General features: G+C 68.9%; 22 protein-coding genes. 11 read left to right on the plus strand and 11 right to left on the minus strand.

Annotation, left to right across the window (positions count from 1 at the left end; all coding sequences use genetic code 11):
• Window positions 1–58: 58 nt before the first annotated feature.
• Window positions 59–796 (plus strand): hypothetical protein, encoded by a 738-nt coding sequence (locus Q0D75_RS10300; RefSeq protein ID WP_291052785.1) that lies wholly within the window; start codon window positions 59–61, stop codon window positions 794–796.
• On the opposite strand, the gene Q0D75_RS10305 is transcribed toward Q0D75_RS10300, so the two are convergent.
• The 6 genes from Q0D75_RS10305 to Q0D75_RS10330 form a co-directional block, all read right to left on the minus strand.
• Window positions 786–2,246 carry a mannitol dehydrogenase family protein gene (locus Q0D75_RS10305; protein ID WP_291052788.1) on the minus strand — a complete coding sequence of 487 codons (1,461 nt, stop codon included), beginning with the start codon at window positions 2,244–2,246 and terminating at the stop codon, window positions 786–788. The genes Q0D75_RS10300 and Q0D75_RS10305 overlap by 11 nt on opposite strands.
• Window positions 2,233–3,198: an alpha/beta hydrolase gene (locus Q0D75_RS10310; protein WP_291052790.1), complete on the minus strand. Its 966-nt coding sequence runs from the start codon at window positions 3,196–3,198 to the stop codon at window positions 2,233–2,235. The genes Q0D75_RS10305 and Q0D75_RS10310 overlap by 14 nt, the downstream gene beginning before the upstream one ends.
• Window positions 3,195–4,211 carry an ABC transporter permease gene (locus tag Q0D75_RS10315; protein ID WP_291052793.1) on the minus strand — a complete coding sequence of 339 codons (1,017 nt, stop codon included), beginning with the start codon at window positions 4,209–4,211 and terminating at the stop codon, window positions 3,195–3,197. The genes Q0D75_RS10310 and Q0D75_RS10315 overlap by 4 nt, the downstream gene beginning before the upstream one ends.
• Entirely contained in the window at window positions 4,208–4,978 is a 771-nt protein-coding gene (locus Q0D75_RS10320) for an ATP-binding cassette domain-containing protein (RefSeq protein WP_291052795.1), read from the minus strand. The genes Q0D75_RS10315 and Q0D75_RS10320 overlap by 4 nt, the downstream gene beginning before the upstream one ends.
• An 81-nt stretch (window positions 4,979–5,059) precedes the next feature.
• Window positions 5,060–6,049, minus strand: a complete 990-nt coding sequence (locus Q0D75_RS10325) for a sugar ABC transporter substrate-binding protein (RefSeq protein WP_291052797.1) — start codon at window positions 6,047–6,049, stop codon at window positions 5,060–5,062.
• Window positions 6,050–6,148: 99 nt separating this feature from the next.
• Entirely contained in the window at window positions 6,149–6,910 is a 762-nt protein-coding gene (locus Q0D75_RS10330) for a DeoR/GlpR family DNA-binding transcription regulator (protein WP_291052800.1), read from the minus strand.
• A gap of 340 nt (window positions 6,911–7,250) precedes the next feature.
• Here Q0D75_RS10330 and Q0D75_RS10335 point away from each other — a divergent pair, with 340 nt between their 5' ends.
• On the plus strand, window positions 7,251–9,488 hold the full coding sequence (locus Q0D75_RS10335; RefSeq protein ID WP_291052802.1) for an EAL domain-containing protein: 2,238 nt from the start codon (window positions 7,251–7,253) through the stop codon (window positions 9,486–9,488).
• Between the two features lie 52 nt (window positions 9,489–9,540).
• Window positions 9,541–10,833 carry a serine hydrolase domain-containing protein gene (locus Q0D75_RS10340; RefSeq protein ID WP_291052804.1) on the plus strand — a complete coding sequence of 431 codons (1,293 nt, stop codon included), beginning with the start codon at window positions 9,541–9,543 and terminating at the stop codon, window positions 10,831–10,833.
• A 79-nt stretch (window positions 10,834–10,912) separates the two neighbouring features.
• On the opposite strand, the gene Q0D75_RS10345 is transcribed toward Q0D75_RS10340, so the two are convergent.
• Together Q0D75_RS10345 and Q0D75_RS10350 are read right to left on the minus strand one after the other, a co-directional pair.
• Window positions 10,913–12,775, minus strand: coding sequence for a glycoside hydrolase family 2 TIM barrel-domain containing protein (locus tag Q0D75_RS10345; RefSeq protein ID WP_291052806.1), 1,863 nt, complete (start codon window positions 12,773–12,775; stop codon window positions 10,913–10,915).
• Window positions 12,772–13,776: a LacI family DNA-binding transcriptional regulator gene (locus tag Q0D75_RS10350; RefSeq protein ID WP_291052809.1), complete on the minus strand. Its 1,005-nt coding sequence runs from the start codon at window positions 13,774–13,776 to the stop codon at window positions 12,772–12,774. The genes Q0D75_RS10345 and Q0D75_RS10350 overlap by 4 nt, the downstream gene beginning before the upstream one ends.
• Window positions 13,777–13,910: 134 nt before the next feature.
• Between Q0D75_RS10350 and Q0D75_RS10355 the strand changes: the two genes are divergently transcribed.
• The 5 genes from Q0D75_RS10355 to Q0D75_RS10375 are packed head-to-tail and all read left to right on the plus strand — an operon-like array spanning window position 13,911 to window position 19,657.
• Window positions 13,911–15,254 (plus strand): ABC transporter substrate-binding protein, encoded by a 1,344-nt coding sequence (locus Q0D75_RS10355; protein WP_291052812.1) that lies wholly within the window; start codon window positions 13,911–13,913, stop codon window positions 15,252–15,254.
• A 52-nt stretch (window positions 15,255–15,306) separates the two neighbouring features.
• Window positions 15,307–16,251: a sugar ABC transporter permease gene (locus Q0D75_RS10360; protein WP_291052814.1), complete on the plus strand. Its 945-nt coding sequence runs from the start codon at window positions 15,307–15,309 to the stop codon at window positions 16,249–16,251.
• Window positions 16,251–17,162, plus strand: coding sequence for a carbohydrate ABC transporter permease (locus Q0D75_RS10365; protein WP_291052816.1), 912 nt, complete (start codon window positions 16,251–16,253; stop codon window positions 17,160–17,162). The genes Q0D75_RS10360 and Q0D75_RS10365 overlap by 1 nt, the downstream gene beginning before the upstream one ends.
• 14 nt (window positions 17,163–17,176) lie before the next feature.
• Entirely contained in the window at window positions 17,177–18,403 is a 1,227-nt protein-coding gene (locus tag Q0D75_RS10370) for a family 1 glycosylhydrolase (protein ID WP_291052818.1), read from the plus strand.
• A 48-nt stretch (window positions 18,404–18,451) separates the two neighbouring features.
• Entirely contained in the window at window positions 18,452–19,657 is a 1,206-nt protein-coding gene (locus Q0D75_RS10375; RefSeq protein WP_291052820.1) for a hypothetical protein, read from the plus strand.
• A gap of 49 nt (window positions 19,658–19,706) precedes the next feature.
• Here the strand turns inward: Q0D75_RS10375 and Q0D75_RS10380 are convergent, their stop codons facing one another.
• Entirely contained in the window at window positions 19,707–20,099 is a 393-nt protein-coding gene (locus Q0D75_RS10380; RefSeq protein ID WP_291052821.1) for a hypothetical protein, read from the minus strand.
• Between the two features lie 132 nt (window positions 20,100–20,231).
• Complete coding sequence (locus tag Q0D75_RS10385; RefSeq protein ID WP_291052823.1) at window positions 20,232–21,089, minus strand: NAD(P)H-binding protein; 858 nt, start codon at window positions 21,087–21,089, stop codon at window positions 20,232–20,234.
• Window positions 21,090–21,175: 86 nt separating this feature from the next.
• Here Q0D75_RS10385 and Q0D75_RS10390 point away from each other — a divergent pair, with 86 nt between their 5' ends.
• Together Q0D75_RS10390 and Q0D75_RS10395 are read left to right on the plus strand one after the other, a co-directional pair.
• Window positions 21,176–21,892 (plus strand): TetR/AcrR family transcriptional regulator, encoded by a 717-nt coding sequence (locus Q0D75_RS10390; RefSeq protein ID WP_291052826.1) that lies wholly within the window; start codon window positions 21,176–21,178, stop codon window positions 21,890–21,892.
• 317 nt (window positions 21,893–22,209) lie between these two features.
• Entirely contained in the window at window positions 22,210–22,626 is a 417-nt protein-coding gene (locus Q0D75_RS10395; RefSeq protein ID WP_291052829.1) for a hemerythrin domain-containing protein, read from the plus strand.
• Window positions 22,627–22,660: 34 nt separating this feature from the next.
• Here the strand turns inward: Q0D75_RS10395 and Q0D75_RS10400 are convergent, their stop codons facing one another.
• The gene (locus Q0D75_RS10400; RefSeq protein ID WP_291052832.1) at window positions 22,661–23,455 is read right to left on the minus strand and encodes a GntR family transcriptional regulator; all 795 of its coding nucleotides are present in this window, start codon (window positions 23,453–23,455) and stop codon (window positions 22,661–22,663) included.
• 39 nt (window positions 23,456–23,494) lie between these two features.
• Here Q0D75_RS10400 and Q0D75_RS10405 point away from each other — a divergent pair, with 39 nt between their 5' ends.
• Complete coding sequence (locus Q0D75_RS10405) at window positions 23,495–24,718, plus strand: MFS transporter (RefSeq protein WP_291052835.1); 1,224 nt, start codon at window positions 23,495–23,497, stop codon at window positions 24,716–24,718.
• The last annotated feature ends 249 nt before the right edge of the window (window positions 24,719–24,967 follow it).

Below are 24,967 nucleotides of genomic sequence, written 5' to 3' on the forward strand. Positions count from 1 at the left end.
TGCGGTCATGTCCGCAAGAGGGCCTCCGGGCACCGTCCGCGGCCCCTAACCTGGCACTGTGACCGAGCGATCCGCCGCGCAGCCCGCGCCGTCTTCCCCGCCCGCCGGAGCATCCGCGGGGCTGCCCCGGCGCACCGTGCTGCACGCGGCCTGGGCCGCTCCGGTGGTGGTCGCGGCCGTCGCTGCCCCCTCTGCTGCGGCGTCGCCCGGGTCGACCACGGTCACGCTCACGATCTCGAACGTCTACGAGTCCGACTTCACGGTGTTCGGCTCCGTGACGTCTCCGGAGGGCGTCGGCATCGAGACCGACTACGACCTCCAGGTGCGCGACAAGACGACCCTGGTCTGGTCGTCGTACTCCACCGGCACGACGGATGCCGACGGCAACGTCTACGTCTCGATCCCGTACTCGCTCGGGGACGCGAACGACCTCCTGCGTCTGCAGGCGGGAGTGGCACCCGATCTGACACTGAGCCCGACCCTCGCCATCCTGGTTCCGGGACCGTCGAGTGTCTCCCTCTCGCTCTCCCTCGTCGCCGAGGGACGGTTCGTGATCGCCGCGACCAACGTCGTCACCTGGCTCGGCATGCCCATCGGGTGTCCGGTCTCCTACCAGGCGCACTCCCCGGTCGGCGACACGTGGACCCAGGTGGCCACCGCCACCACCAACGCGCAGAGCGGCACGGCCGCCCCAGCGATCGACAAAGCCGCTCTCGCCGGCTACGACGTGCTGCGGGCCGTCGCCGATCTGGGCGGCGGCAGCACGGCGACGAGCGGCCAGCAGCTCATCCCGTAGGCCGGAGCCGCTGGTACGTGGCGCGGGCGCCGTGCGTCCAGATGGTCTCGAGAGCGGCGTGGAAGGCGGCGACGAACTCGGCGTTCGAGCCGAGTGGGCCGAACAATCGCTGATCCTGAACGAATGCGCCTGGCCGAGCGCGTTCCTCGGCGGCGGCGAGACGGCGTTCCTCGGCCTGCGCGTCGGCGATCGCGATCGGCGTGCCGGTCTCGTCGATTCCGGCGGCGTATCGCGCCCAGCTCGCGCAGACCGCGGTGGCGAATCGCGCGCTGCGGCCGGCCGCGAGATTGTCGATGATCGACGGCACGACGAACTTCGGGATGCGATTGCTCGAGTCGGCACACAGTCGTGCGAGAGTGTCCCGGATGGCCGGGTTCGAGAACCGCTGCAGCAGATCGGCCTGGTACCGGCGGAGGTCGATCCCGGGCACCGGCGGCACGGTGGGCAAGACCTCCGCCATGAATCCCTCCAGGAACTTCACGAGATCGGGGTCGGCCATCGCCTCCTCCACGAACTCGTAGCCGGCCAGAGCGCCGAAGTACGCGAGCGCCTGGTGCGATCCGTTCAGCAGGCGCAGCTTCATCAGCTCATAGGGCGCGACATCGTCGACCAGCTGCACGGCGGCGTTCTCGAACGGAGGGCGCCCGTCGGTGAACGCGTCTTCGAGCACCCACTGGAAGAACGGCTCGCACGCCACCGGCCAGGCATCCGCGATCGACAGCTCGCCCCGCACGTAGGCGCGGTCGGCGTCGGTGGTGGCGGGCGTGATCCGGTCGACCATCGAGTTGGGGAACGCGACCCGCTCGGCGATCCATGCCCCGAGCTCCGGATCGCGCGCGGCCGCGAACGAGACGACCGCGTTGCGGGTGACGTCTCCGTTCATCGGCAGGTTGTCGCACGACATCACCGTGAAGGGGACCTGCCCGGCGTCTCGGCGCCGGCGCAGGGCTTCGACGATGAGACCGAACACCGTCGTCGGCCGGGTGGGATCGTTCAGGTCGTTCCGGATGCCGGCGTTCGCCACGTCGAACTCGCCCGTCGTGAAGTCGGTGTTGTAGCCGCCCTCGGTGATCGTGAGCGAGACGATCCGGGTGGCCGGGCCGGCCATCCTCTCGACGACGACGGCGGGGTCGTCGGGCAGGTACAGGTAGTCGATGAGGGCGCCGATGACCCGCTGTTCGCGCCGGCCGTCGGGGTGACGGAGCTCCAGCAGGTAGAGGCCGTCCTGCTCCCGCAGGGTGTCCCGCATCGCGCGGTCGCCGGGCAGGATGCCGACGCCGCAGATCGCGAAATCGCGGGCCTGCCCGTGCTCGAGCAGCTCGTCGATGACGGCGGCCTGGTGGGCGCGGTGGAAGTTGCCGACGCCGACGTGCATGATGCCCGCGACCAGACCCGACCGGTCGTAGGAGGAGAACGGGATGGGGGTGTTCGTCGTCTCACGCGTCGGCATGGAATCCCTCGTTCGTGTGGAGTGCGGAGCCGTGCCGGTGGCGCGTCTGATCGAAGGCCGCCGCGGCGTGCCGGAGTGCCTCGGCCGCGGCCGGCACGAGGTCGATCTGGTCGGCCCAGCCGTGGATGAGGGACGGTGCGGGGAGGAAGGTCGTGGGCACCCCGCTCTCGACCAGTCGGGCGGCGAATCGTGCCCCTTCGTCGCGGAGCGGATCGTAACCGGCTGTTGTGATCACCGTAGGAGGCATCCGTTCCAGCGACTCGGCTCGGTACGGGGTCAGCGAATCGCGCGCAACGGCTGGATCGCCCCGATAAGAGGCCCAATAGAACTCCATTGCTTCGCGGGTGAGCAGATACCCGTCGGCGAACTCGGTGTACGAATCGGTACCCATCGTCGGATCGAGCGCGGGGTAGAGCAGCAGCTGTGCGTCCACGGTGAAACCGTTCGCCGGAGCGGCCAGGGCCACCGCCGAAGCGAGGTTGCCGCCGGCGCTGTCTCCCGCCACGCCGAGCCATCCGGGGTTCGAGGCCGCGATCGACCGCGTGACCGCCAGGCAGTCGTCGTAGGCGGCGGGGTACGGATGCTCGGGGGCCAGACGATAGTCGACCGACACGATCCGCACGGCCATCGCCGTCGCCAGTGCAGACACGGCCGGTTCGGCCGAATCGAGGCCGCCCAGCACCCACCCGCCTCCGTGGAAGAAGACCACCACGTCGTCGCCGGTCGAACCGGCCGGGTCGTAGACACGGATGGTGACGGGCCCCGAACCGGTCTCGACGACGTCGTCCCGGATGGTGCCCGGGAAGCCGGCCGGTGCATCCGGATGCAGGAGGGCCATGAGGTTCCCGAACCCGGCGCGGAGCATCTCGGGAGTCGCGTTCTCCGGCGCGGGCACGGTCTGATCGAGAGCGCCGAGCAGGGTCGCGACGTGGGGATCGAGCGGCCGGTTCATCGCGGCTTGTACAGCTGCTTGCGCCGCAGGTGGTCGACGGCGACGGCGCCGACGAGGATCGCTCCGACGACGACGTTGTTGTACTGCGGGGGGATCTGCGCGACGATCAGGGCGTTGTCGATGACGGAGAGCAAGACCGCTCCGACCGCGACACCGGTGATCGAGCCGAGGCCTCCGAGAAGGCTGACTCCGCCGATCAGAACGCCGGTGACGACCACCAGCGTGACGGACGATCCGCCGGCTTCGACCTGCCCGGCACCCACGCGGGCCGAGTAGATCATCCCCGCGATGGCGGCGGTGACGCCGGCGACGATGTAGAGCACCAGGTCGATCCGCACCACGCGGAGCCCGTTGCCGATGGCGGCCTGCCGGTTGCCGCCGACGGCCCGCACGTTGACCCCGAAGCGGGTCTTCTCGAGCACGAAGTACGAGAGGGCCCCCACGATGAGGCCGTACCAGATGACGTTCGGTATGAACGCGACGGAGCCCTGTCCGAGCTTCATGAACTCCGCCGGCAGCGGCACGACGTCGTTGCCGCCGGTGATGAGGGCGCTGAGTCCGAGGGCCATGAAGAAGGTGCCGAGGGTGGCGATGATCGGCGGCACGTGCCAGTAGGTGACGATGAGGTGGTTGACCACGCCGGCGAGAGCGCCGACCGCCAGAGCGGCGAGGATGCCGACCACGATGGGAACGCCCTGGCTGATGAGGCTCGTCCCCACCAGGGCGCTGAGCGTGAAGATCGCCCCCACCGAGAAGTCGAGCCCTCCACCGATCACAAGCAGCGCTGCCCCGCAGCCCATGATGAAGTAGATGACGCTGCCCCGAAGGATCTCGACGAGATTGTCCGGGTTCATGAAGTTCGGGTTGCGGATGGAGGCGATGACGGCGATCAGCACCACGACGGCCAGCAGCCAGGTCTCCTGCCGCAGCAGGATCGTGCGCAGGATCGAGGTGCGTGCCGCGACGGGCTGCTCGACCTCGACCGCGCGGTCGGCGGTGACGGCGGTGTTCATGATGCCTCCTGGAGGGTGTCGGCGGCGGCCGCGCCGGTGATCATGGCGATGATCTCGTCTCGGCTCACGTCTGCTGTTGTACGGGTGCCCACCGTTCTGCCGAGGCGGAGCACGGTGATGCGGTCGGAGTGCTCGAACACGAACTCCAGGCCGTGGCTGACGCAGATGACGGCCTTCCCGTCGGCGCGCAGCCGGTCGAGGGTGCGGCCGACGTAGGCCGACTCCTGAACGCCGAGCGCGGCGGTCGGCTCGTCGAGCAGGATGATGGGCTTGTTCATCCGCACGGCGCGGGCGATGGCGACCACCTGGCGCTGTCCCCCCGAGAGCAGTCCGACCGGCGTGCGCACATCGCCGACGCGCGCATTCAGGTCTTTGAGCGCCGCCGCCGCCTCCGCATCCATTCGCTTGCGATCCAGGAACACGCCCCAGCGGTACGGGAGGTTGCCCAGGGCCATGTTGGTGCTGATGTCGAGACACTCCACCAGGGCGAGGTCTTGGTAGACGACGGCGATTCCGCGGTCTTGGGACTGGGAGGCGTCGTGGCGCAGATCCATCGCGTCGCCGTCGACGAGGATCGTGCCGCCGTCGCCCCGGTGGATGCCGGTGACGATCTTGATCATCGTGGACTTGCCGGCGCCGTTGTCGCCGACGATGGCGTGCACCTCGCCGGGGTAGGCGGCGAAGTCGACGTGCGAGAGGGCGTTGACGGGTCCGAAGGACTTGCGCACGCCGCGCAGCTCGAGAGCGGGGAGGGAGAGATGTGACATCGCAGGCCTTCGTTCCGGTGTTCGGGTGGGGGATGAGGTGTGGGGCCCCGGCACTGCCGGAGCCCCGTCGTGGTGGGGGGACTAGCCCCAGTTCTTGGCGACCAGGTCGTCGTAGTCGTCGGTACCGGCCATGATGAAGCCCATGGCGATCTGCTGGGTCTCGCCGCCGGCGTCGCCGCTCTTCAGGGCCTCGACGGTGGCGTCGAGGGACTTCTTCGCGGCGCTGCAGAGGTCTTGCATGAGGATGCGGTACTCCGTTCCCGCCAGAAGTGCTTCCTTGCCGCCGTTGTCGGGTCCGTTGCCGAGGAACTGCACCTGACCGGTCAGGCCCTTCGCCTCCAGCGCGGAGAGGGTGCCGGCCGTGGCGGTTCCGAGGTTGGTGGTGATGACGTTCACCTCGGGGTGTGCCGTCAGCAGCGCGTTGGCCTGGCTCAGCGCCTTCGAGGAGTCGTCCCCGGTGTACACCTCGCCCACGATCTCGAAGTCGTCGAGGCCCTCGGCGGCCGCCTTGACGCCGTCCATCCACGACTTGCCGATGCCGGTGTCGGCGGAGGTCATGAGGCCGACCTTCTTCTCGCCGGGCAGCGTCTCGATCGCTTCGACGTAGAGCTTGCCGAGTTCGGTCCAGTCGACGCCCACGTTGATGTCGGCGCCGCTGTCCGCCGCGCCGTCGCCGTAGAAGGTCGTCGTCACGATCCCGGCATCCTGGGCCTGCTTCAGGATCGGCCCGAACGCATCGCTGGCGGGGAGGGTCATGATGGCCCCCTTCTTGTTAGCGATGGCGCTCTGGATCTGGGTGATCATCGTGGTGGGGTCCATGGCGGAGCCGGTCGGGCCGCTCTCGGTGAAGTCCACACCCTGGCTCTCCGCCTCCTCGGCGAGGCAGTCGCCGATGGTGCGCCAGGACGGGTAGTTCGGCAGCGGGTTCACGAACTGGATCGACAGCTCACCGCCGGCAGCGTCGCTGCTGCCGGAGCTCGCCTCGATGTCGGAGGTACAACCGGCCAGGGCGAGACCGGCGGTGAGCACGATCGCGCTGCTCAGGGCGAGGCTTCGGATTTTTCGGGACACGGGTAGGGCCTTTCGTTCGGGCAGCCTGCGGCTGCTCTGGGAGGGCTGGGCCGCACCTCGTTGCGAGGCCCAGGGAGGAGAGATCCGGTGCAGTGGGTCTCAGACGCGAAGCACGTGGGGGCCGAGGGCGGCGAAACGCTGGGCTTCCCGTTGGGGGAGGGCTTCCTCGGTGATGATGAGTTCGAGGTCTCGCACGTCGGCGAACGTGCAGAAGCTCGTGACTCCGAACTTCGTGGCGATGCCCACGAAGATGCGACGGGTCGACACCTTCACGGCCATGCCTTTGACGGCCGCGACCGCGGGATCGGGTGTGCCGAGCCCTTTGTCGGGGGTGATGCCGTTCGCTCCGAGGATCGCGACGTCGATGTTCAGCACGGAGAGCATGTCGGTGGCGAAGTGGTCGACGGTCGCCAGGGTGCGATCGCGCACCCGGCCGCCGAGGAGCAGCGTCGTGTGCTGCGGGCTGGAGGCCAGGGCCATCGCATTCGCCAGCGAGGCGGTGACGATCGTCAGGTGATCCCGGAGCTGGGCGATCTCTTCGGCGATCAGCAGCGGGGTGTATCCCTCGTCGAGGAAGATCGTCTGCGCTCCGCCGAGGGACTGCACGGCCGCCGACGCGATCCGGCGCTTCTCCGGAACGCGGGTGACCGACCGGTAGTCGAGCGTCGACTCGTAGCTCCCGCTCTCCAGCGGAAGGGCTCCGCCGTGGGTGCGCTTGATGAGCCGGCGGTCTTCGAGGTCTTGCAGATCTCGCCGGATGGTCTCCGCGGCCACCTTGAGGTCACCCGCAAGCCGGCTGACCGTGACCTCGCCCTCGTCGCGGACGATCGCGACGATGTGCTGGCGACGATCTTCGCTCACCTGGCCCATTTCCACCTCCTCGTGGTCTTCGGGATTGTGCCCTTGAGCATTTGTACCGTCGGCCGCGAACTGTTTGACCGGTCATTTCCCAAGAATCCGTGCCCGATATATGCCCGAACAAACACGCTTCTTCGCGTGGTTCCCTGCAATCTAGGTGGTCGATCGGCGTGTGTCAGCCCCCGTGATGCCCGAATGGTGAAAAAACCTGCCCGAATCCACCACCGCCGGCGGCCCGGCGACGCCGGGAATCGCACGTCGACGTGGCCACCGCCGCCCACTACGCTGAACGACCACAGGTTCGTTCGTCGACCTCCACGAGGGTGAGCTGCAGTGAACGCAGATGACGGGTAGCACCGGCGGGACCGCGGTGTCGAGTGAGCTCCTCGCGAGGGCTCTCGCCCTGAATTCCGAAGGCGTCATCGTGACGGATGCGGATCAACGCATCCTGTATGCCAACCAGGCCGTCCAAGACCTCCTCGGCTATTCCGAAGCGGAGCTGCTCGGGCGCAATTGCAATTTCCTTCAGGGCGAGGGCACCGACCCGGAGGCCGTCCGGGCCATTCGCGCGGCTCTTGCGGCGGGGGAGACGTTCCGCGGGCCGATCGTGAACTACCGCAGGAACGGGCAGGAGTTCTGGAACGGCCTGACCATCACTCCCATCCGCGGGAGCGGAGGCGACATCACCCATTTCGCCAGCGTGCAGCGCGACATCTCAGAGCTCATCGCCCTGAGGGAGAGCCTTCGAACGCAGATCCGGCGGGAGAAGCGCGAAGCGGAGACGGCGCGCCTCCTGCTGATGGTGGCCCGGCTGCTGGGCGACTACTCGAGCGTGCCCGATCTGGCGAATTCCATCGCGGAGGGCATCAATGTGGTCTGCGCATCGGATCGCTCGACCGTGGAGCTCTGGGATGTGCCCTCGGGCCGGCTCCGACCGGGCGCCCGCTCGGGGTGGCCTGCCCACCTCACCGACGCCGTGAGTCGTTTCTCCGTCTCGTCCGAATCCCCCGAGCTGGCCGCACTGGTGGCCACCGGGCACCCGTTCCTGATCGGACCGGATCCGTCCGACGGGATGCAACGCCTGCTGGACGAGTTGGAGGTCACCGCCTTCGCGGCCATGCCGATCACGTCTCGCGGTGAGGTGCGCGGAATCCTGTTGGCCTATTGGGCCGATTCCCCACCCCCGACCGCGATCAGCGAGTTCCTCCGCGAACGTCTGGAAGGTCTCGGAACCATGGCGGCCGTGGCCTTCGAGAACGCCTGGCTTCTCGAGCGGGCCGTCTGGGCCAGCATGCACGACTCGTTGACGGGTCTCCCGGCCCGGGGGCTCTTCGAGCAATCTCTCCATCGGGAACTGGCGGCCACGTCGCCCGCAGTCGCCGGGCTCAGCATCCTGTACCTCGACATCGACGACTTCAAACGCACGAACGACACGCTCGGACACCACGCCGGCGATGTCGTGATGCGTCATGTGGCCTCGGTTCTTCTGGAGGTCGCCGGAGAATCGGATGTCGTCGCCCGATTCGGGGGAGACGAATTCGTCGTCCTCCTCACCCATCAGCAGGGCGGGACGCAGGCACAGGATGTCGCCGCCCGCATCCGTCAGAAGCTCGCAGAGCCGCTGCGGCTGAGTGGTCGGGACATCTTCGTCTCCGCCTCCATCGGGATCGCCGTGAGCGCCGACATCGACCCTGCGCTGCCGGCCGAACTGAAGGCGCAGAGCCTCATCACCGCGGCCGACACGGCGATGTACCGGGAGAAGGCCGCCCGGCGGGGAGCTCCTGAGCGATTCATGCATCCGCGCGAACTGAGCATCGACACGGCGCTGCACGGAGCCGTGGGCCGAGGAGAGATCGCCACCCATTTCCAACCGCAGCTCGACGTTCGGAGCAACACCGTCACCGACGTCGAGGCGTTGGCCCGCTGGTGGAATCCTGAGCTGGGTGACATCTCCCCGGCGGAGTTCATCCCGATCGCGGAGAAGAACGGCGTGATCCACGAGATCGGGCTGGAGGTGTTCCGGCAGTCGTTCGCCCTGGTACGCGACTCGCTCGCATCAGGCCACCCCGTGGCCGTGTCGATCAACGTACCGGTGATCCAGCTGATGGAGCAGGGTTTCGTCGACACGATCACCGCCTTGGTGGCCGCGCACGGCATCCCCGCGAATCTGGTGAAGATCGAACTGACGGAGTCACAGCATCTGACGGATGTTCCGCAGGTCATCGCGCGGCTGCAGGCCATCCGGGACCTCGGTATCGGGGTGTCGCTGGACGACTTCGGCACTGGCAACACCTCCCTCATCGAGCTGTACGACCTTCCGCTGACGGAGCTGAAGATCGACCGGGCCTTCATCCAGAAGGACGGCCCGGTCGGGGAAGCCCTGATCGGCGGCCTCGTCGGAATGGCCCATCAGATCGACATCGCCGTCGTGACGGAGGGCATCGAGACACCGCAGCAGTTCGAGGTCGTGAGTCGCCTCGGCTCGGACCGCCTGCAGGGCCATCACATCGCCCGCCCGATGGGTCGCGACGATCTCCTCGCCTGGCTGAAGCGCTTCGAGGACCCGTCCTCTCGCGCGTGAATGTAGATCCAGGTCGATGTCGGAGCCCCTTGCGGCTTGGTACCGTGACGGCATGAATCGCAGCGGAGACAGGCGAGGCCGGCACGCGGCCGGTGCGGCCGTCCTGCTCGCCGCGGCGCTCACGGTGACGGGATGCACGGCCGGGGGCTCGGGATCCACCGCCACGACCCCCGCGACCCCGTCGTCGACCGGGGCGCCCACGGCATCCGAGGCCGGGGCATCCGCCGACGAAGCGCTCGCCGCCGGCATCCGCGAGACGGTCACCGACCGCATGGACGAGTGGGGCCTGCGAGCGGTGATCGTCCGCGCCGTGAGAGGCGAGCAGCCGATCCTCACAGAGGCATTCGGCGAGTCGATGACGGGTGTTCCCGCGACGACGGACATGCACTTCCGCAACGGCGCGGTCGCCATCTCGTACGTCGCGACCGCTCTGCTCCAGCTCGTCGACGAGGGAACGGTGACGCTCGACGACACGCTGGGCAGGTGGCTCCCCGACGTGCCGAATGCCGATCGGGTGACCCTCGGGCAGCTCGGGCAGATGACGTCGGGCTACGCCGACTATGTGCAGGATGCCGGGTTCCTGGCGCAGCTGGAGGCCGATCCGTTCCGCCAGTGGGCGCCGGAGGAGCTCGCCGCCTTCGGCACGGCCCAGCCGCTGATCTACGAGCCCGGCACGAACTGGAACTACTCGCATACGAACTACGTGCTCCTGGGGCTCGCGCTGGAGAAGATCACGGGGGAGCCGATGGAGCTGCTGCTGCAGGAGCGGGTGCTCGATCCACTCGGCCTCGAGAACACGAGGGCCTCGAGCACTCCCGCCATCGAGGAGCCGGTGCTGCACGCCTTCACCGCGGAACGGCGCCAGTCGCTCGGCATCCCCGCCGGCACATCCTTTCTCGAGGAATCGACCTACTGGAACCCGTCGTGGACCATCACCCGCGGAGCCATCCAGTACACCGACATCGTCGACCTGACCCGCACCGCCCGCGCCATCGGCACCGGCGAGCTCCTTTCGCCGGCATCGCACGACGAGCAGCTGAATCTCGACACCCGAGGCCGCTCGTCGACGATCGACGGATGCTCGACCTGCTTCCCGCACTCCGCCATCTACACATACGGCATCGGCGTGGTGATGATGGGCGACTGGATCCTGCAGAACCCGATGTTCAGCGGCACCGCCGCCGTCGAGGCCTACCTCCCCGATGAAGACATCTCGCTCGCGGTCGCGGTGACCTTCGAGGAGACCGCGTTCGACGAGGACGGCGGGGTGCCGAACCGCGCCACCGACCTCTTCCGCGCCCTCGCCGGCGTCGTCGCTCCCGGCTCCGCGCCGCCCACCCGCTGACCCGTCCGGCCTGGTGCCCCCGACCCGCCGACCCGCACGGCCCGGCGTCCTCGGCCCGGCGCCCCCGGCCCGCGCCGGACTAGCCGCGCACGGCTGCGCGGATGCGGTCGACCGGGAACTTCGGAGAACGGTCGGCGTAGAGCAGACCGTTCGTCTCCTGGCCGGTGTCGGTGAGCTGCGTGTAGCAGAAGCCGGCGAGCGGTTCGGCCGATCCGACGGCGAGGAGGATGGCGCTCACCTGCGTCTCGAACGACGCCGCATCGTGGGCGCTCGAGTAGCCCCAGTCGCCGGAGGTGCCCGTGTCGAGACTCACACCGCCGAACTCGGTCAGCATGATCGGGCGCGCGGCGCGCGGCTCCGCGGGTTCGGCCGACAGGCGCCTGCCCGCCGGGCCGAAGCCGCGAATCATCCTCTGCAGGCCCACGGTGCTGCCGTAGCGGTCGGCGAGCGTGGCGGGGTCGGCCTCGTAGTCGTGGATGGTCATGATGTCGGAGTCGGTGTGCTCCCATCCGTCGTTGGAGATCACCGGTCGGGTGCCGTCGAGTGCCCGGGTCAGGTCGGCGACCGCCCGGCTGAAGGCGCGCTGGCGGGGATCGTGCGAGATGTGCTGCACCCCCCAGCTCTCGTTCAACGGCACCCAGGCGATGATCGAGGGGTGCGAGCAATCGCGTTCCAGCACGGCGGTCCACTCCGAGACCAGGGCGCCGATCGCCTTCGAGTCGAAGGCGTAGGCGCTGGCCGTCTCGCCCCAGAGCATCAGTCCGAGCCGATCGGCCCAGTAGAGGAAGCGCGGGTCTTCGACCTTCTGGTGAACGCGGGCGGCGTTGAAGCCGAGTTCGAGGATCAGCTCGACCTCGCGCTGCAGCATCGCCGCCGTTGCGGCGAGGTGGGTCTCGGGCCAGTAGTTCTGCGCCAGCACCGACCGCAGGTAGAGGGGGCGATCGTTCAGCAACAGGGATTCATCCGACGTCGCGACGCTGCGGAGACCGAGATAGCTCGACACGGCGTCGGATGGCGCACCGTCGCGCTCGTGCGGCTGCACCGAGATCCGGGCCCCGATCAGGGTCGGATCGTCGGGGCTCCAGAGGAGTTCCTCGTATTGCTGACCGTTGAGCTGCCGGGGGATGACCAGCCGGATCGAGACCAGGCATTCGCCCATCGTCTGCACGGTCGTGGAGGCGATGGGCTCGCCGTCATGGGTGAGGGTGACGTTCACCGAGTCGCTGGGCGCGACGGGCCCGCTCAACCGGATGTCGGCTTCCACTGTGGATGTCGTCAGATCGGATCGCCAGCTGACCGATTCGATCGACACCGAGGGCACCCACTCGAGCCAGACGGGCTGCCAGATGCCGGTCGTGCGGTGGTACCAGATGGTGTGGGGTTCTTCACGCCAATCCTGCTTCCCCCTCAGCGTCGAGACATCGCCCGGCACGTCCACGGCGCGGACGATGAGCGTGACCTCGCCGTCCTGAGCGCGCACGAGGCGGGTGATGTCGGCCGAGAACGGTGTCTGTCCGCCCGTGTGCGTCGCCACGAGCTGCCCGTTCACCCACACGTCGGCGGCGTGGTCGACGGCGCCGAAGTGCAACAGCACCCGTCCTGGGGCGGAACCCGCCTCCGCGGGGGCGCCCGCCGCCTGCAGCTCGCTCGCGCCGAAGGTGCGCCGGTACCACGCTCCCGGGTGGAACCCGGTCTCGTGGATGCCCGACGCAGGTGATTCGGGGGGAAACGGCACTTCGATCCGCCGGGAGAACGGCACGTCGTCGTGCTCGTACTCCAGCTCGTCGTCCCACGCGAAATCCCAGGTTCCGGTGAGGTCGTGCCAGTGGGAGCGCATCAGCTGCGGCCTCGGGTAGGTGCCATCCTGCGTCGTCGCGTCGGGGAGTGCCGGGAGTGCTGGAGGGGCGGACGCCGGGGTGGTGGATGGCGGGGTCGTGGTCATTGCGCAGGTCCTTTCGTGCTGGCCCGATGGGCGATCGTGAAGCCGACGGTGTGCATCCCCGGTTCGGGGGGCTGCGCGAACAGCAGATCGATCGCCCTCGCGACGAGCTCGCCGGTGTTCGGCGAGACGGAGCTCAGTGTCGGTGTGCTGTAGCGCCCTTCCTCGATGTCGTCGAAGCCGATCACGGCGACGTCGTCGGGCACCCGCACATTCGCGGTGGCCAGAACGTGCATCGCACCGAGGGCGAGCAGATCGTTGAAGGCGAAGATCGCGTCGGGTTGCAGGCCCTCGCTCAGGATCCTCCGGGCGGCTCGGGCGCCGTCTTCGCGGTGAAAGGCGTCCACCGGGAGGATCAACGACTCGTCGACGGGGATTCCCGCTTCCTCCAGCGCGGCTCGGTAGCCGGCGAGCCGCAGCAGTGCCGTCTCGTTCGGACCCTCGTCCTGGGCTCCGATCGCGGCGATCCGCCGGCATCCGATCGACAGCAGGTGCTGGGTGGCCGCCTTCGCCGCGGCCGTGTTATCGACGGTGACGTGCGGGAAGGTGCTGGTGCCGATGTGCTCGCCCAGCAGCACGAGCGGGGTGCTGTCGCGACGCCCTTCGAGGTCGCTCGCCCCGAGCGCGAGGGGGCTCAGGATGATGCCGTCGACCGCCGTGGCGCCGATGCCCTCGCTGATCTTGCGCTCGACCTCGGCGAGCCCGTCGGTCTGGTTCACCAGCACGGTGATCAGGCGCCCCTGGGCCTCCCGCACCAGCGAGGCGGCGAGCTCGGCGAAGTACGGCTGGCTGAGCTCGGGAACGGCGAGGGCGATCATGCCGCTCCGGCCGCTGCGCAGCTGCCGGGCGGCGGCGTTCGGCCGGTAGCCGACCTCGACGAGCGCCACCTGCACGCGCTCGCGCAGTTCGGCCGTCACCCAGCCGGTTCCGTTCACCACGTTCGACACCGTCTTGGCCGAGACTCCGACGCGATCGGCGACGTCTTTCAGTGTGGGCCGCGCCATTGCCGACCTCCTTTCCGCATCGATCCCAAGGAGAAATTACTGTCACGATAATGCCTTGTTCAACGATTACCGTTCATGTATAACGGTATTTGTCCTCTCGTTCAACGTTGAACGACACACGAAGGAGAAAGTCGATGAAGACACAGCACCGACGCCGTTCACGGGAACGGCGTTCATTCCACCGCGTTCGACCGCTCGCCGTGGTGGCCGCTCTGGCCATCTCGGGCCTCGCGCTCGCCGGCTGCACCGGCCAGGGCTCGGGCGGCGGCAGCAGCGATCAGACGGATGCCTCCGGCAAGATCACCCTCGACTTCTGGAACGGGTTCACCGGCCCCGACGGCCCCGCACTGCAGAAGGTCATCGACGACTTCAACGCCTCGCAGGACGGCGTGGAGGTCAAGGCCAACATCATGCCGTGGGACACCCTCTACCAGAAGGTGCTCACTTCGGTCGCCGGCAACGACGGCCCCGACATCATCGCCATGTCGGCCTCGCGCATGCCGCAGTTCGCCAGCGAGGGCCTGTTCGAACCGCTCGACGACTACTACACCGACGCCGGCAACGACACCGAGGCCCTCGCCACGGCGGCGGTCGACGCCTCCGTGTTCGACGGCGTCAACTACGGGGTGCCGGTGAACTTCACGCCCATGATGATGTACTACAACAAAGACCTCTTCACGGCCGCCGGCCTCGACCCCGAGGCTCCGCCCACCACGTGGGACGAGCTGGCCGCCATGGTGCCCAAGCTCACCGTCGACGAGAACGGCGACGGCAAGCCCGAGCAGTTCGCCATGGCCCTCGGCGACCACGAGACGGTCCCCGTCTTCGCCTCGCTGCTGTGGGGCACGGGCGGCGGCATCGCCAACGCCGACGGCACGAAGTCGACCCTCGGCGACCCCGCCTCGATCAAAGCGCTCGACTTCTGGGTGTCGCTCATCCGCGACCAGAAGGCCACGCAGATCGGCATGACGGGTGCGGATGCCGACAAGCTGTTCCAGACCCAGAAGGCCGCGATCGAGATCGTGGGCCCGTGGATGACGACCGGGTTCGACGAGGCCGGTCTCAACTACGGTCTCGCCAAGCCCCCGGCGGGCCCGAGCGACGAGGCGGTGCTCGCCGACGTCGTGTCGATGGGTCTGCCCGCCGGCACGAGCGACGCCCAGAAGGAGGCGGCCTACGAGTTCTTCGCCTACTGGAACTCGGCCGAGGGCCAGACCACCTGGGCCGACGGATCCGGCTTCCCGCCGAACCGGGCCGACGTCGCCGACAAGGTGACGGCGAGCCCCTACCCGGCCATCTTCGGAGCGGCCGACGTCACGGATGTCTCCAAGACCCTGCTGCCCGGCGTCGCCAGCGGCGGGCCGATCATGGAGACCATCTTCAACCCCTCGGTGCAGAAGGCGCTCAACGGCGAAGGCTCGGTCGAAGACATCTTCGCCGCGGCATCCGCCCAGGTGCAGGCCGAACTCGACAAGTGATCCACTCGGAGGGCGGGTGCTTCCGGCGCCCGCCCTCCGCGAAAGGCACCCCATGACGACCACCGCAGAGCGCCCCGCCGTTCAGCTCCCGCCGCCGCCCAAGCGCCGCCGGCCCCTGTTGCGGGTGAGCGGCCGCCGCTCGCTCACCGCCTGGCTCTTCCTCACGCCGACCCTGCTCATCCTGATCGCCTTCACGGTCTACCCGATGGTGCAGGCGCTGTACCTGTCGTTCACCGACTACAACCTCATCCGTGCGGCCCAGTGGGTGGGCCTGGACAACTACATCGAGCTGCTCTCCGACGACGCGTTCTGGAACGCGTTCGGCAACACGGTGCTGTACGCCGCCGTGGTCACCCCGGTCACGGTCGTGCTGGCGCTCGCCTTCGCGCTGATGCTCAACCAGGCGTTCGTCGGCCGGGCTTTCGCCCGCACCGCGATCTTCCTGCCGTTCATCGTGTCGCTCGGCATCATCGCGATCGCCTGGGCGTTTCTGCTCGACCCGAACATCGGCCTGCTCTCGCACTGGCTGAGCCTCGTGGGGATCGTTCCCGAGCAGGGCTGGCTGAGCGACCCGCGCTACGCGATGGCCGCGGTGATGGCCGTGGGCGTGTGGAAGAACGTCGGCTTCTACATGGTGATCTTCCTCGCCGGGCTGCAGTCGATCCCGGTCGACATGTACGAGGCGGCGCGGCTCGACGGCGCCGGGGTGTGGCAGCGCTTCCGCAACGTCACGCTTCCGCTGCTGTCGAACCAGACGCTGCTCGTGTCGGTCCTGGCCCTCATCGCGACGCTGCAGGCCTTCGACCAGATCTACGTGATGACCCGGGGCGGGCCCTTCTTCCGCACCGAGACGCTCGTGATGCTGGTCTACCGCGAGGGATTCCAGGAGCTGCGCTTCGGCTACGCCTCGGCGATCTCGTTCGTGCTCGTGATCTTCGTGTTCATCCTCTCGATGGTGCAGTTCGGCTATCTCCGACGCAAGCAGGTGACCTACTGATGGCGATCACGGCTACGAGGCCGACCGGTGCCGGCAAGCCCGCCGGGCCCGGCACGACGACCACCGCATCCGCTCGCCGCCGGCGCCCGGTGAACACCCGCCGCGCTGCGAAATGGCTGCTCGCCATCACCTCCATCGCCATCGGTCTGCTGATGCTGCTGCCGATCATCTGGATGGTGTTCACCGCCTTCAAGCCCGAGAGCGACATCGTGAGCGCCCCGCCGACCCTGTGGCCGCGCGAGCTCACCCTCGAGCACTTCGCCGAGGTGTGGGAGCGCATCCCGTTCGCCCGTCTCTACGTGAACACCATCGTCTTCGCCGGCAGCGTCACGCTCATCTCGCTGCTGTTCGACTCGATGGCGGCGTACGCGCTTGCCCGTCTGCCGTTCAAGGGGCGGGCGGTGGTGATGGTGCTCATCCTGCTGTTGCTCATGCTGCCGTTCCAGGTGACGCTCATCCCGCTCTACGACATGCTGAACGGGATGGGGCTCACGAACACGCTCCCGGGCCTGATCATCCCGAGGATGACGAACGCGTTCGGCATCTTCTTCCTCACCCAGTTCTTCTTGTCCCTCCCGAAAGACCTGGAGGAGGCGGCACGGATGGACGGGGCATCCGAGTGGCGCATCTACTGGGGCATCATCCTGCCCCTGTCCCGCCCGGCCCTGCTGACCCTCGGGCTCTTCCACTTCCAGTACAACTGGAACGACCTGCTCTGGCCGCTCGTGATGTCGTCGTCGGTGGAGACCTCCACGTTGCCGGCCGGACTCGCGCTGTTCATGGGGCAGCACGTGGTGGAGTACGGGCTTCTGATGGCCGGGTCGCTCTTGGCGATGCTCCCCGTCATCCTGTTCTTCCTCCTCATCCAGCGCAGCTTCGTGGCGGGCATCGCCACCACGGGCCTCAAATGACGAAAGGATGCCGCGTGAGCGACACCCCCTGGTACCTCGAAGACCGCCTGCACTACGGCGTGGGCATCGAAGACACCTTCATTCCGCAGGAGGCCGTCGGCCACCGCAAGCTCGACGAGTACGAGCTCACCCAGCACTACGCCCGCTGGCGCGACGACCTCGACCTGGTGGCCGAGAGCGGGGCCGAGTTCGTGCGCTGGGGCATCCCCTGGTACCTCGTGGAACCGCGGCCGGGGGAGTTCGACTGGTCGTGGCTCGACCAGGTCGCCGAGCGGATGCGCGAGCTGAAGCTGCGCTGCATCGTCGACCTCATGCATTACGGCACCCCGCTGTGGCTCGACAACTCGTTCATCAACGCCTCCTACCCCGAGCGGGTGGCGTCGTACGGGCGCGCGGTCGCCGAGCGCTACCGTGACGTCTTCACCGACTTCACGCCTCTCAACGAACCGGTGGTCAATGCCGAGTGGTGCGGCGAGAACGCCAAGTGGCCGCCGTATCTCTCGGGCCACGACGGCTTCATCAAGGTCACGATGCAGCTGGCGCGCGGCATGGTGCTCACGCAGCAGCAGATCGCCGCGGTGCATTCGGAGGCCACCTTCGTGCACGTCGACGCCGGCTTTCTGTATAGAGGCGCGGGGGAGTCGCCGCTGCTCTCCCGCGAGCTGCTCGAGGAGCGCCGCTTCATCGCCCTCGACCTCATCACCGGCCGGTTCGACGCCGACGCTCCGCTGCATCCGTGGCTGACGTCGCACGGGGTCACGGAGGCGGAGCTGCAGTGGTTCCGCGACAACGCGGTCACGCCCGACGTGATCGGCGTGAACTACTACCCCCACTTCACCACGGGCGAGTTCATCGACGGCAGGCTCACTCCGGTGCGCAACGACGGCGGTGGTCTCCGCACCCTCATCTCGCTGTACTCCGACCGCTACGGCATCCCGATCGCCGTCACCGAGACGTCGCTGGTGGGCACTCCCGCCGAGAAGATCGAGTGGATGCGCGAGTCGGGAGAGGTGCTCGCCACGCTGCGGGCGGAGGGGCACCCGATCATCGGATTCACCTGGTTCCCGTTCTTCTCGATGGTCGACTGGCTCTACCGCTTCGACCAACTGAAGCCCGACGACTGGATGCTCGAGTTCGGCATCGTCGACCTGGTGCGCGGGGCCGACCTCGGCCTCGTGCGCGTGCGCAACGAGGCCTTCGACGTGTTCAGGCGGGCCGCCCTCGCCGCGCGCCAGACCTGACGGCGCGACGCCGCGACTCGCGATCCGGGGAGCGCTAGGGTGCTGGTCATGGGGGATGAGCAGTCCGGCACGCCGGCGGATGCTTCGGCGGAGCGGGCGGCCGCCGTCGCCGCGACACTGGCGGAGATCATCGCGATGGTTCGCGAGTACGAGCTTCCGAGCTGGGAGAGGGCTCTCGAGCACGACCGTCGCCGCGTGATCGCCGGTGAGGTCGAGGTGTACGCCGTGCTGCGCTACCGCCTCGACGGGCGGTACGGCCTCTCGGAGGTGCGGATGGGCTTCGGCGATCGCGCGCTGAACGCGCGGCTGGACGGGTTGCGCATCCGCCTCCGGAACCTTCTCGCCGAAGCTGAGGCTGAGGCTGAGCCGATGCCGGTCGCCGAGGAGCCTGTGGATCCGGGTCCCGCGCAGTACGGCGTGAGGGTTGAGCGGGAACCCGCGCCGCGCTTCGTGCGCACGCTCATGGCCGCCGACTACCCCGTGGGAACGATCCGGCGGGGTGAGGACGGTCGTCTCGTGCGGTCGACCTTCTCCGTGCTGGACCACGACGGGGGCGGACGCCTGAGGCTGTGGGTGCGGATCTGGAGCCCCGTGGAGCCGGTGAGTATCGAGGAGTACCGGTCGCTGAGGGCTGCGTGCATCGGATGGTGGATCACTCTGGCGGCGGTGCCCGCCGTGGTCGTCGGTGCGGGCGTGGCCGGCCTGCGATCGGATGTCTGGCTCGCTGTGCTTTTCGCCGCCGCGATCCTCATGCCGGCGGCCGCCGTGATGGCGGGGGTGACCGAGCGCCGACGCTCGGCGGTGGTCGCCCTGTACAGCGAGAAGACGCGAACGTGGGTCAGCCCCAGGAGTCGCGGCTCCCGGCTGCACCGCGTCGCCCCCCATTCCACCGCCGCCGCCCGGGCCGCACACGCGGCAGCCGACGAGGCCGCGATCGACGAGCGGATGCTTCGGCGACTCACCAGGCGCGGCGGCACGGGTGCGCCGGGCGCCGGTGCGTCCGGAACGTGGGAGGTGTTCCTGTCGTGCGCCGACGAGCCTGGAGCCCGGATACTGGCCCTCGCCGCCGTGCAGGACTCCTGGGAGCTGCGATTCGTGGGCCCCGACGATTCGGGATCGCGCTGGATGATCATCCTCGAGCGTGACGTAGTGGGTCTCGGCGCGCTCGAGGTGAGCGCAGCGCGCACGCGCTTCACATCGCTCACCGCGACCGTCCGCCAGGGATCCTATGACGGCTGGCAGCTCGAGAACTGATCACCGCCACGGGCATCAGCCCGTGCCTTGCCGTCGGGCCCTCGGGTCGTCAGCGGCGGAAGTAGGCGTTCGCGCTGCGGGTGTAGAGCAGGATGATGCCGAGCAGGGCGAGGAGCCCGTTGAGCAGACCCTGCCAGACGCTCGTCGGCACGGCGATGAGGAGGTAGACGGCGCTCGCCAGGTTGAGGGCCAGCACGATCGTGGTCAGCACCCGGGCGATCTGGCTGCCCCGCAGGAGAGCGGCGCCGACCACGATCGTGATCACGCCGAGCACGATCGCCACGATGGCGGTGGCCGTGAGTGTTCCGACCGAAGCGGGCACGCCGTTCACCTCGGCCGTCGTCGAGGCGGTGATCAGGCCGATGACGCCGCCGATCACCTGCAGCGCGCCGGAGATCCAGACGATCACCGCCACCAGGGTGACTCCACCAGGTCGTTTCACGGCTGCCCTCCTTCTCGAGCCGGCGCGGTCCGGCCCGTGTCGAGCATCACCCTACTGGTGTTGAACGGCGAACGCTCGGCCGGGCCGCGGCGTCGTCCATCCGGCGGTGTCCGCTCGAACCGCAGGCCGTCGTCAGTGCACCGGTCCGGCTTCCAGCGCGGCTCGCACCGACCGCGGCTCGCGACCGAGGAGCGTGCCGAGCAGCGGGTCGACGCCGGCGAAGAAGCCCTCGCGCGCGGCCCGGTACATACCGAGCGTGAAGCGGGCCATCATCTCCGGGCGCCCGGCGGCGACCTGGCTCGCGACCCATTCCTCGTCGTCGACGACGACCCGTGCGATCGAGCGGCCGGCGATCTCCGACGCCATCACGGCGACGTCGTCGAGCGTGGGGGCGGATGCGGCGGTGAGCGTGACCGGGCCGTCGTAGGCGCCGTCCGAGGCGATGACGATCGCGGCGGCCTCCGCCTCATCGCCGCGCGAGGTCCACGACACGGGCCCGTCGGCGGGCACCGCCATGACGGCGGACTCGCGCCACGGGCCGGTGAGCCAGCTCAGGCTGTGGGCGTAGAAGCCGTTGCGCAACGACGTCCACGCGACGCCCGAGTCGGCGAGCAGCTGCTCGGTCGCGGCGTGGTCGCGGCCGGGCCCGAACGGGGTGTCGAGCGCGGCGCCCTGATGGCTCGTGTACAGGATGCGGCCTGCGCCGACGGTGACCGCGGCGTCGATGGCGGTGCGATGGAGGGTGACCGCATCCGCAGCCGGATCGCTCGAGGACACCAGCAGCAGTTGCTCGGCGCCGTCGAAGGCGGCGGGCAGCGAGGCGGCATCCGCATAGTCGCCGTAGCGAACCTCGACGCCCCGGTCGGCGAAGCGCTGAGCCTTGGCGACGTCGCGGGCGACGACCGCGATCTCGCTGGCGGCGATCCGCTCGAGCAGGTGGTCGACGGTTGCTCCGTTGAGGGCGCCCGTGGCGCCGGTGACGATGATCATGGTTGCTCTCTTCGTGTTATCGATGGAATCATCACGACAGTATCACTGGAATCACACTGTTACCAACCGAGTGTTACCGTTGATACATGGATGACGCCCTCGACACCCGCCGGAGCAGTCGAGCGCGCATCATCGAGGCCGCTGCGCAGTTGCTCAAGGAGCAGGGGCCGACGGCGGTCACCACGCGTGCGGTCGCCATCGGTGCGGGGGTGCAGCCGCCCGCCATCTACCGCCTCTTCGGTGACAAGGACGGCCTGCTCGAAGCGGTAGCCGAACACGTGATGACCACCTACGTGGAGGCGAAGGCGGGCATCGTCGACGCGGCCGCCGCCGACGGCATCGACCCGCTCGACGACCTGCGAGCCGGCTGGCAGACGCAGCGGGAGTTCGGCCTGGCGAACCCCGACATCTTCCGCCTGCTGAGCGAGCCCGGCCGCGTGCTGACCTCGCCCTCGGCGGCTGCGGGTCGGCGCGTGCTGGAGAAGCGGATCCGCCGCGTCGCCGAGTCCGGCCGCCTCCGGGTCAGCGAGCAGCGCGCCATGGGCCTCGTGCAGGCGGGCGGCGTCGGCACCATCCAGACACTCCTCGCGACCCCGCCCGAGCAGCGCGACCCCGGCCTGGGGGAGGCCATGTTCGAGGCCGTGCTGGCGCAGATCCTCACCGACCCACCCGCGCGCGATCCCGACGACACGCTCGCGGCGACGGTCGCCTTCCGGGCGATCGCACCCTCGCTCACGGCGCTCAGCGCCTCGGAGCGCCACCTCCTGACGGAATGGCTCGACCGGGCTCTCGCCGCCGAGTAGCGCAGGGTCGCCGATTCCGATCAGGAGTCGACCAGTGTTCCGCGGTGGGCGCGCAGCGCGCCCCGAGACGATCTACTCGGCGACGGCGACGGCGACGGCGACGGCGAGGAGCTCGAGCATCGCGATGCGCGTCTCAGGGTGGATGTTCGCCCGATCCTGTTTTACAATCGTGGCAGCGTCGCGTGCCGGTGGCAGTCCGTGTCAGGCATGGAGGCGCCGAACCGAAGGATCACTGATGCGTGCGTCACTCCCTTCGTCGTCGCGTGACTGAGTGCGACACGACCAGGCTCATCGCCTGGAGCGACGAACTCCGCGCGGTGCACACGCGCATCCGCGAGGCTCTGCGGATCACTCGCGACGCCTTGGGCGATGGCGGGTCTCCGGCGCAGGCCGGACGCGATCTGCTCATCTACTGCCACGGCTTCTGCGCGGCTCTGGATGGCCACCACCGGGGCGAAGACCGCGCCCTGTTCCCGGCTATCGAAGAGGCTCGTCCCGATTTGGCGCCCGTGCTGAGGGCGCTCGAAAGGGACCACTCGATGATCGGCCACCTGCTCGGCGGTCTGCGCGATGCCGTCGAGCGGATGGCGTCGCCGGCCGAGCTCAGCCGTCATGTGGAGGGCGTGGCGGCGATCATGGAGAACCACTTCCGCTACGAAGAGCGGCAACTCCTCGAGATCTTGGAGGGCCTGGAGCTGCACGTCGCGGTCGAGGACGCGCTCGGTCCGCTCTGAGCTCGATCGCCATCGATGCCACCTCCTGGGATGCTCACTCGGGTGCGCGACTCCGCCCGTGCGAGTGCCCGATCTCGAGCGGGCCGGCCTCCGGGCGGAGGATGACCTTCGACAGGTACAGCGGCCGCGAGCCCAGGTGGATCGTCTGCGTCACGATCAGAACGGGCGACGACGGCCGGATCTGCAGCAGCTTGGCGCGCACGACCCCTGGGGTGCCGACGGTGACTTCCGACCGTCCGCCGCCGACGGCCGCACCGAGTTCTGCCGTCAGGCTGCCGAGAAGCGTTCGCCCGGGGTCGGCGCTCTCCACCAGTCTCTGCGCCTGGGTTCCGAAGGACTGGAGACTCCGGCCGGCCGGCAGATGCTCCTGCACCAGGGCGAGGGGCTCACCGTCGCCGGACGGCGACAGCACCGACTCGATGAACCAGCTCGACGACTGCGGCGTGATCCCGAGTCCTTCCGCGATGAATGACGCCGACTCCTGCTGCAGCGTCACCTCGGTGCGGTGAACGGCGAGGTCGGGAAATCGGATGCCCAGAATCGACTCCATCGAACGCAGGCGCTCGAAGCCCACGGCAGGGAGGTCGCCGGAGACCACGCGGCCGATTCCCCGGCGTGACCGCAGCAGGCCGTCCTCTTCCAGCAGCAGCAGCGCCTCGCGCACCACAGTGCGACTGACCTCCATCGCGTCACCCACTTCGCTCTCGCTCGGCAGGAGCGATTCCGGCGGCAGCGCGCCGGACCGGATGGCGCCGGCGATCCGGTCGTAGACCTCCACCCGCAACGGAACTCCGGGACGTGCGGTGATGGACCCCTGCAGAACGGACACGGGACAATCAAAACATATGAATGTGTCAGACTAGCCTGTATGACAAGCTCGTCTTACCCAGTGGTCGCGGTTCTGCGCACCAGGCACACCGGGTACCTCCTGTCCACCTCGCTGCTGGGTCGTCTTCCCGGTGCGATGGCTGCGCTCGCGCTCGTGCAGCTCGTGCGCTCCACGAGCGGCGACTTCGGCTTCGCCGGGCTCATCACCGCGGTCTACGTGGTCGCCGGCGCGGTGGGGCAGCCGCTTCTCGGCCGGCTCATCGACCGCGTCGGGCAGGTCGCCGTTCTGGCCGTCAGCGGCATCCTGAGCTTTCTCGCCTTCACCGGCATGGCGCTGACGCTCGAACCGCTGCCGGGACTGGCGGTGGCGCTCGCCGCGGCCGCCGGGATGTTCACGCCGCCGCTCGAGCCGGCCCTCCGGGCCCTGTGGCCGCGACTCGTGGCCCCTGGCCCGCAGCTGAAGGCGGCGTTCAGTCTGGATGCCGGCGCCCAGGAGATCATCTTCATCCTCGGACCGCTGCTCACCGTCGTGGGCATCGCGGTCTTCGGTCCGGTGGGTAACCTGCTGTTCGCGGGTGGGCTCGGCCTGGTCGGCGCGCTCGCCTTCATCCTCAACCCTGCGCCGCGCGCGGCCTCGGCCCAGCGCCGCAGTGGAGGTGCCGCCCACCCCGGCGTCCGCTCGCCCATCCTCATTCCGGCTGTCGCGCGGGTCGCCGTGTTCACGTTCGGCATCGGCGTGCCCGTCGGTGCGCTGACCATCGTCGCCACCGCCTCCGAGGCGGCTCGCATGAGCGAGGGACTCGCCGGGTGGATCCTCGCCGTGAACGCGGTCGGCGCCCTCGTCGGCGCCACCGTCGTCGGCATCCGTCCCCTCGGGTCCACACCGGCCCGCCTCCTCACCGTGTGCGGCGCGCTTCTCGCCCTCGGCTACCTCCCGCTCGCCGCGACCGCGCTTCCCATGTGGGCGTACGTCGCCGCCGCCGGCATCTCCGGCCTGATGCTCCCGCCGACCCTGGGCCAGGTCTTCGAGCGGATCTCGCAACTCAGCCCCGCCGCCGCCCTCACCGAGGCGAACGGCTGGGTCGTCAGCGCCATGACCCTCGGAGTCGGTGCGGGCACCCTCGCGGCGGGCGCGGTCGTCGGTGCCGCCGGCACCTCCGCGGTGGCGTGGATCGTGCTCGGCGCCTCGGCCCTCACGGCACTCCTCTCCTTGATCGCGCTGCCGACCCGAACTGCCGTCGTCGCGCCGACGCTCTCGGCGTAGCCCTCGGGGAGTGAAGTCTCTGTCTTGCTTTGAGTCGCGCTGAGCTCCGGAGACTCAGCCATCGGCGAGCTGATCTCCGATCCGCTCAACAGCCGAGTGGTGTTCCACCGCAACCGCTCTGCCATGCGCGGTGGCGATCCGCGCGGCGGCTCGATCGACCCCAGTGCGGCGTCCAGCGATGTGAGCGTTTCCGCCACGATGGCGGATGCTCGGGATCGCGAGAGCACGCTCCACGAGGCGACTTCGGCC

This window comes from Herbiconiux sp. (genome assembly GCF_023264855.1).
Classification (GTDB): domain Bacteria; phylum Actinomycetota; class Actinomycetes; order Actinomycetales; family Microbacteriaceae; genus Herbiconiux.

Excerpts from the sequence above, each read along its gene's own strand:
- Q0D75_RS10315 (WP_291052793.1), bottom strand. The coding sequence starts at position 4,211 with ATGAACACCGCCGTCACCGCCGACCGCGCGGTCGAGGTCGAGCAGCCC.
- Q0D75_RS10375 (WP_291052820.1), top strand. The coding sequence starts at position 18,452 with ATGGGGGATGAGCAGTCCGGCACGCCGGCGGATGCTTCGGCGGAGCGG.
- Q0D75_RS10365 (WP_291052816.1), top strand. The coding sequence starts at position 16,251 with ATGGCGATCACGGCTACGAGGCCGACCGGTGCCGGCAAGCCCGCCGGG.
- Q0D75_RS10305 (WP_291052788.1), bottom strand. The coding sequence starts at position 2,246 with ATGCCGACGCGTGAGACGACGAACACCCCCATCCCGTTCTCCTCCTAC.
- Q0D75_RS10390 (WP_291052826.1), top strand. The coding sequence starts at position 21,176 with ATGGATGACGCCCTCGACACCCGCCGGAGCAGTCGAGCGCGCATCATC.
- Q0D75_RS10345 (WP_291052806.1), bottom strand. The coding sequence starts at position 12,775 with ATGACCACGACCCCGCCATCCACCACCCCGGCGTCCGCCCCTCCAGCA.
- Q0D75_RS10405 (WP_291052835.1), top strand. The coding sequence starts at position 23,495 with ATGACAAGCTCGTCTTACCCAGTGGTCGCGGTTCTGCGCACCAGGCAC.
- Q0D75_RS10385 (WP_291052823.1), bottom strand. The coding sequence starts at position 21,089 with ATGATCATCGTCACCGGCGCCACGGGCGCCCTCAACGGAGCAACCGTC.
- Q0D75_RS10335 (WP_291052802.1), top strand. The coding sequence starts at position 7,251 with ATGACGGGTAGCACCGGCGGGACCGCGGTGTCGAGTGAGCTCCTCGCG.
- Q0D75_RS10355 (WP_291052812.1), top strand. The coding sequence starts at position 13,911 with ATGAAGACACAGCACCGACGCCGTTCACGGGAACGGCGTTCATTCCAC.
- Q0D75_RS10360 (WP_291052814.1), top strand. The coding sequence starts at position 15,307 with ATGACGACCACCGCAGAGCGCCCCGCCGTTCAGCTCCCGCCGCCGCCC.
- Q0D75_RS10320 (WP_291052795.1), bottom strand. The coding sequence starts at position 4,978 with ATGTCACATCTCTCCCTCCCCGCTCTCGAGCTGCGCGGCGTGCGCAAG.
- Q0D75_RS10350 (WP_291052809.1), bottom strand. The coding sequence starts at position 13,776 with ATGGCGCGGCCCACACTGAAAGACGTCGCCGATCGCGTCGGAGTCTCG.
- Q0D75_RS10340 (WP_291052804.1), top strand. The coding sequence starts at position 9,541 with ATGAATCGCAGCGGAGACAGGCGAGGCCGGCACGCGGCCGGTGCGGCC.
- Q0D75_RS10310 (WP_291052790.1), bottom strand. The coding sequence starts at position 3,198 with ATGAACCGGCCGCTCGATCCCCACGTCGCGACCCTGCTCGGCGCTCTC.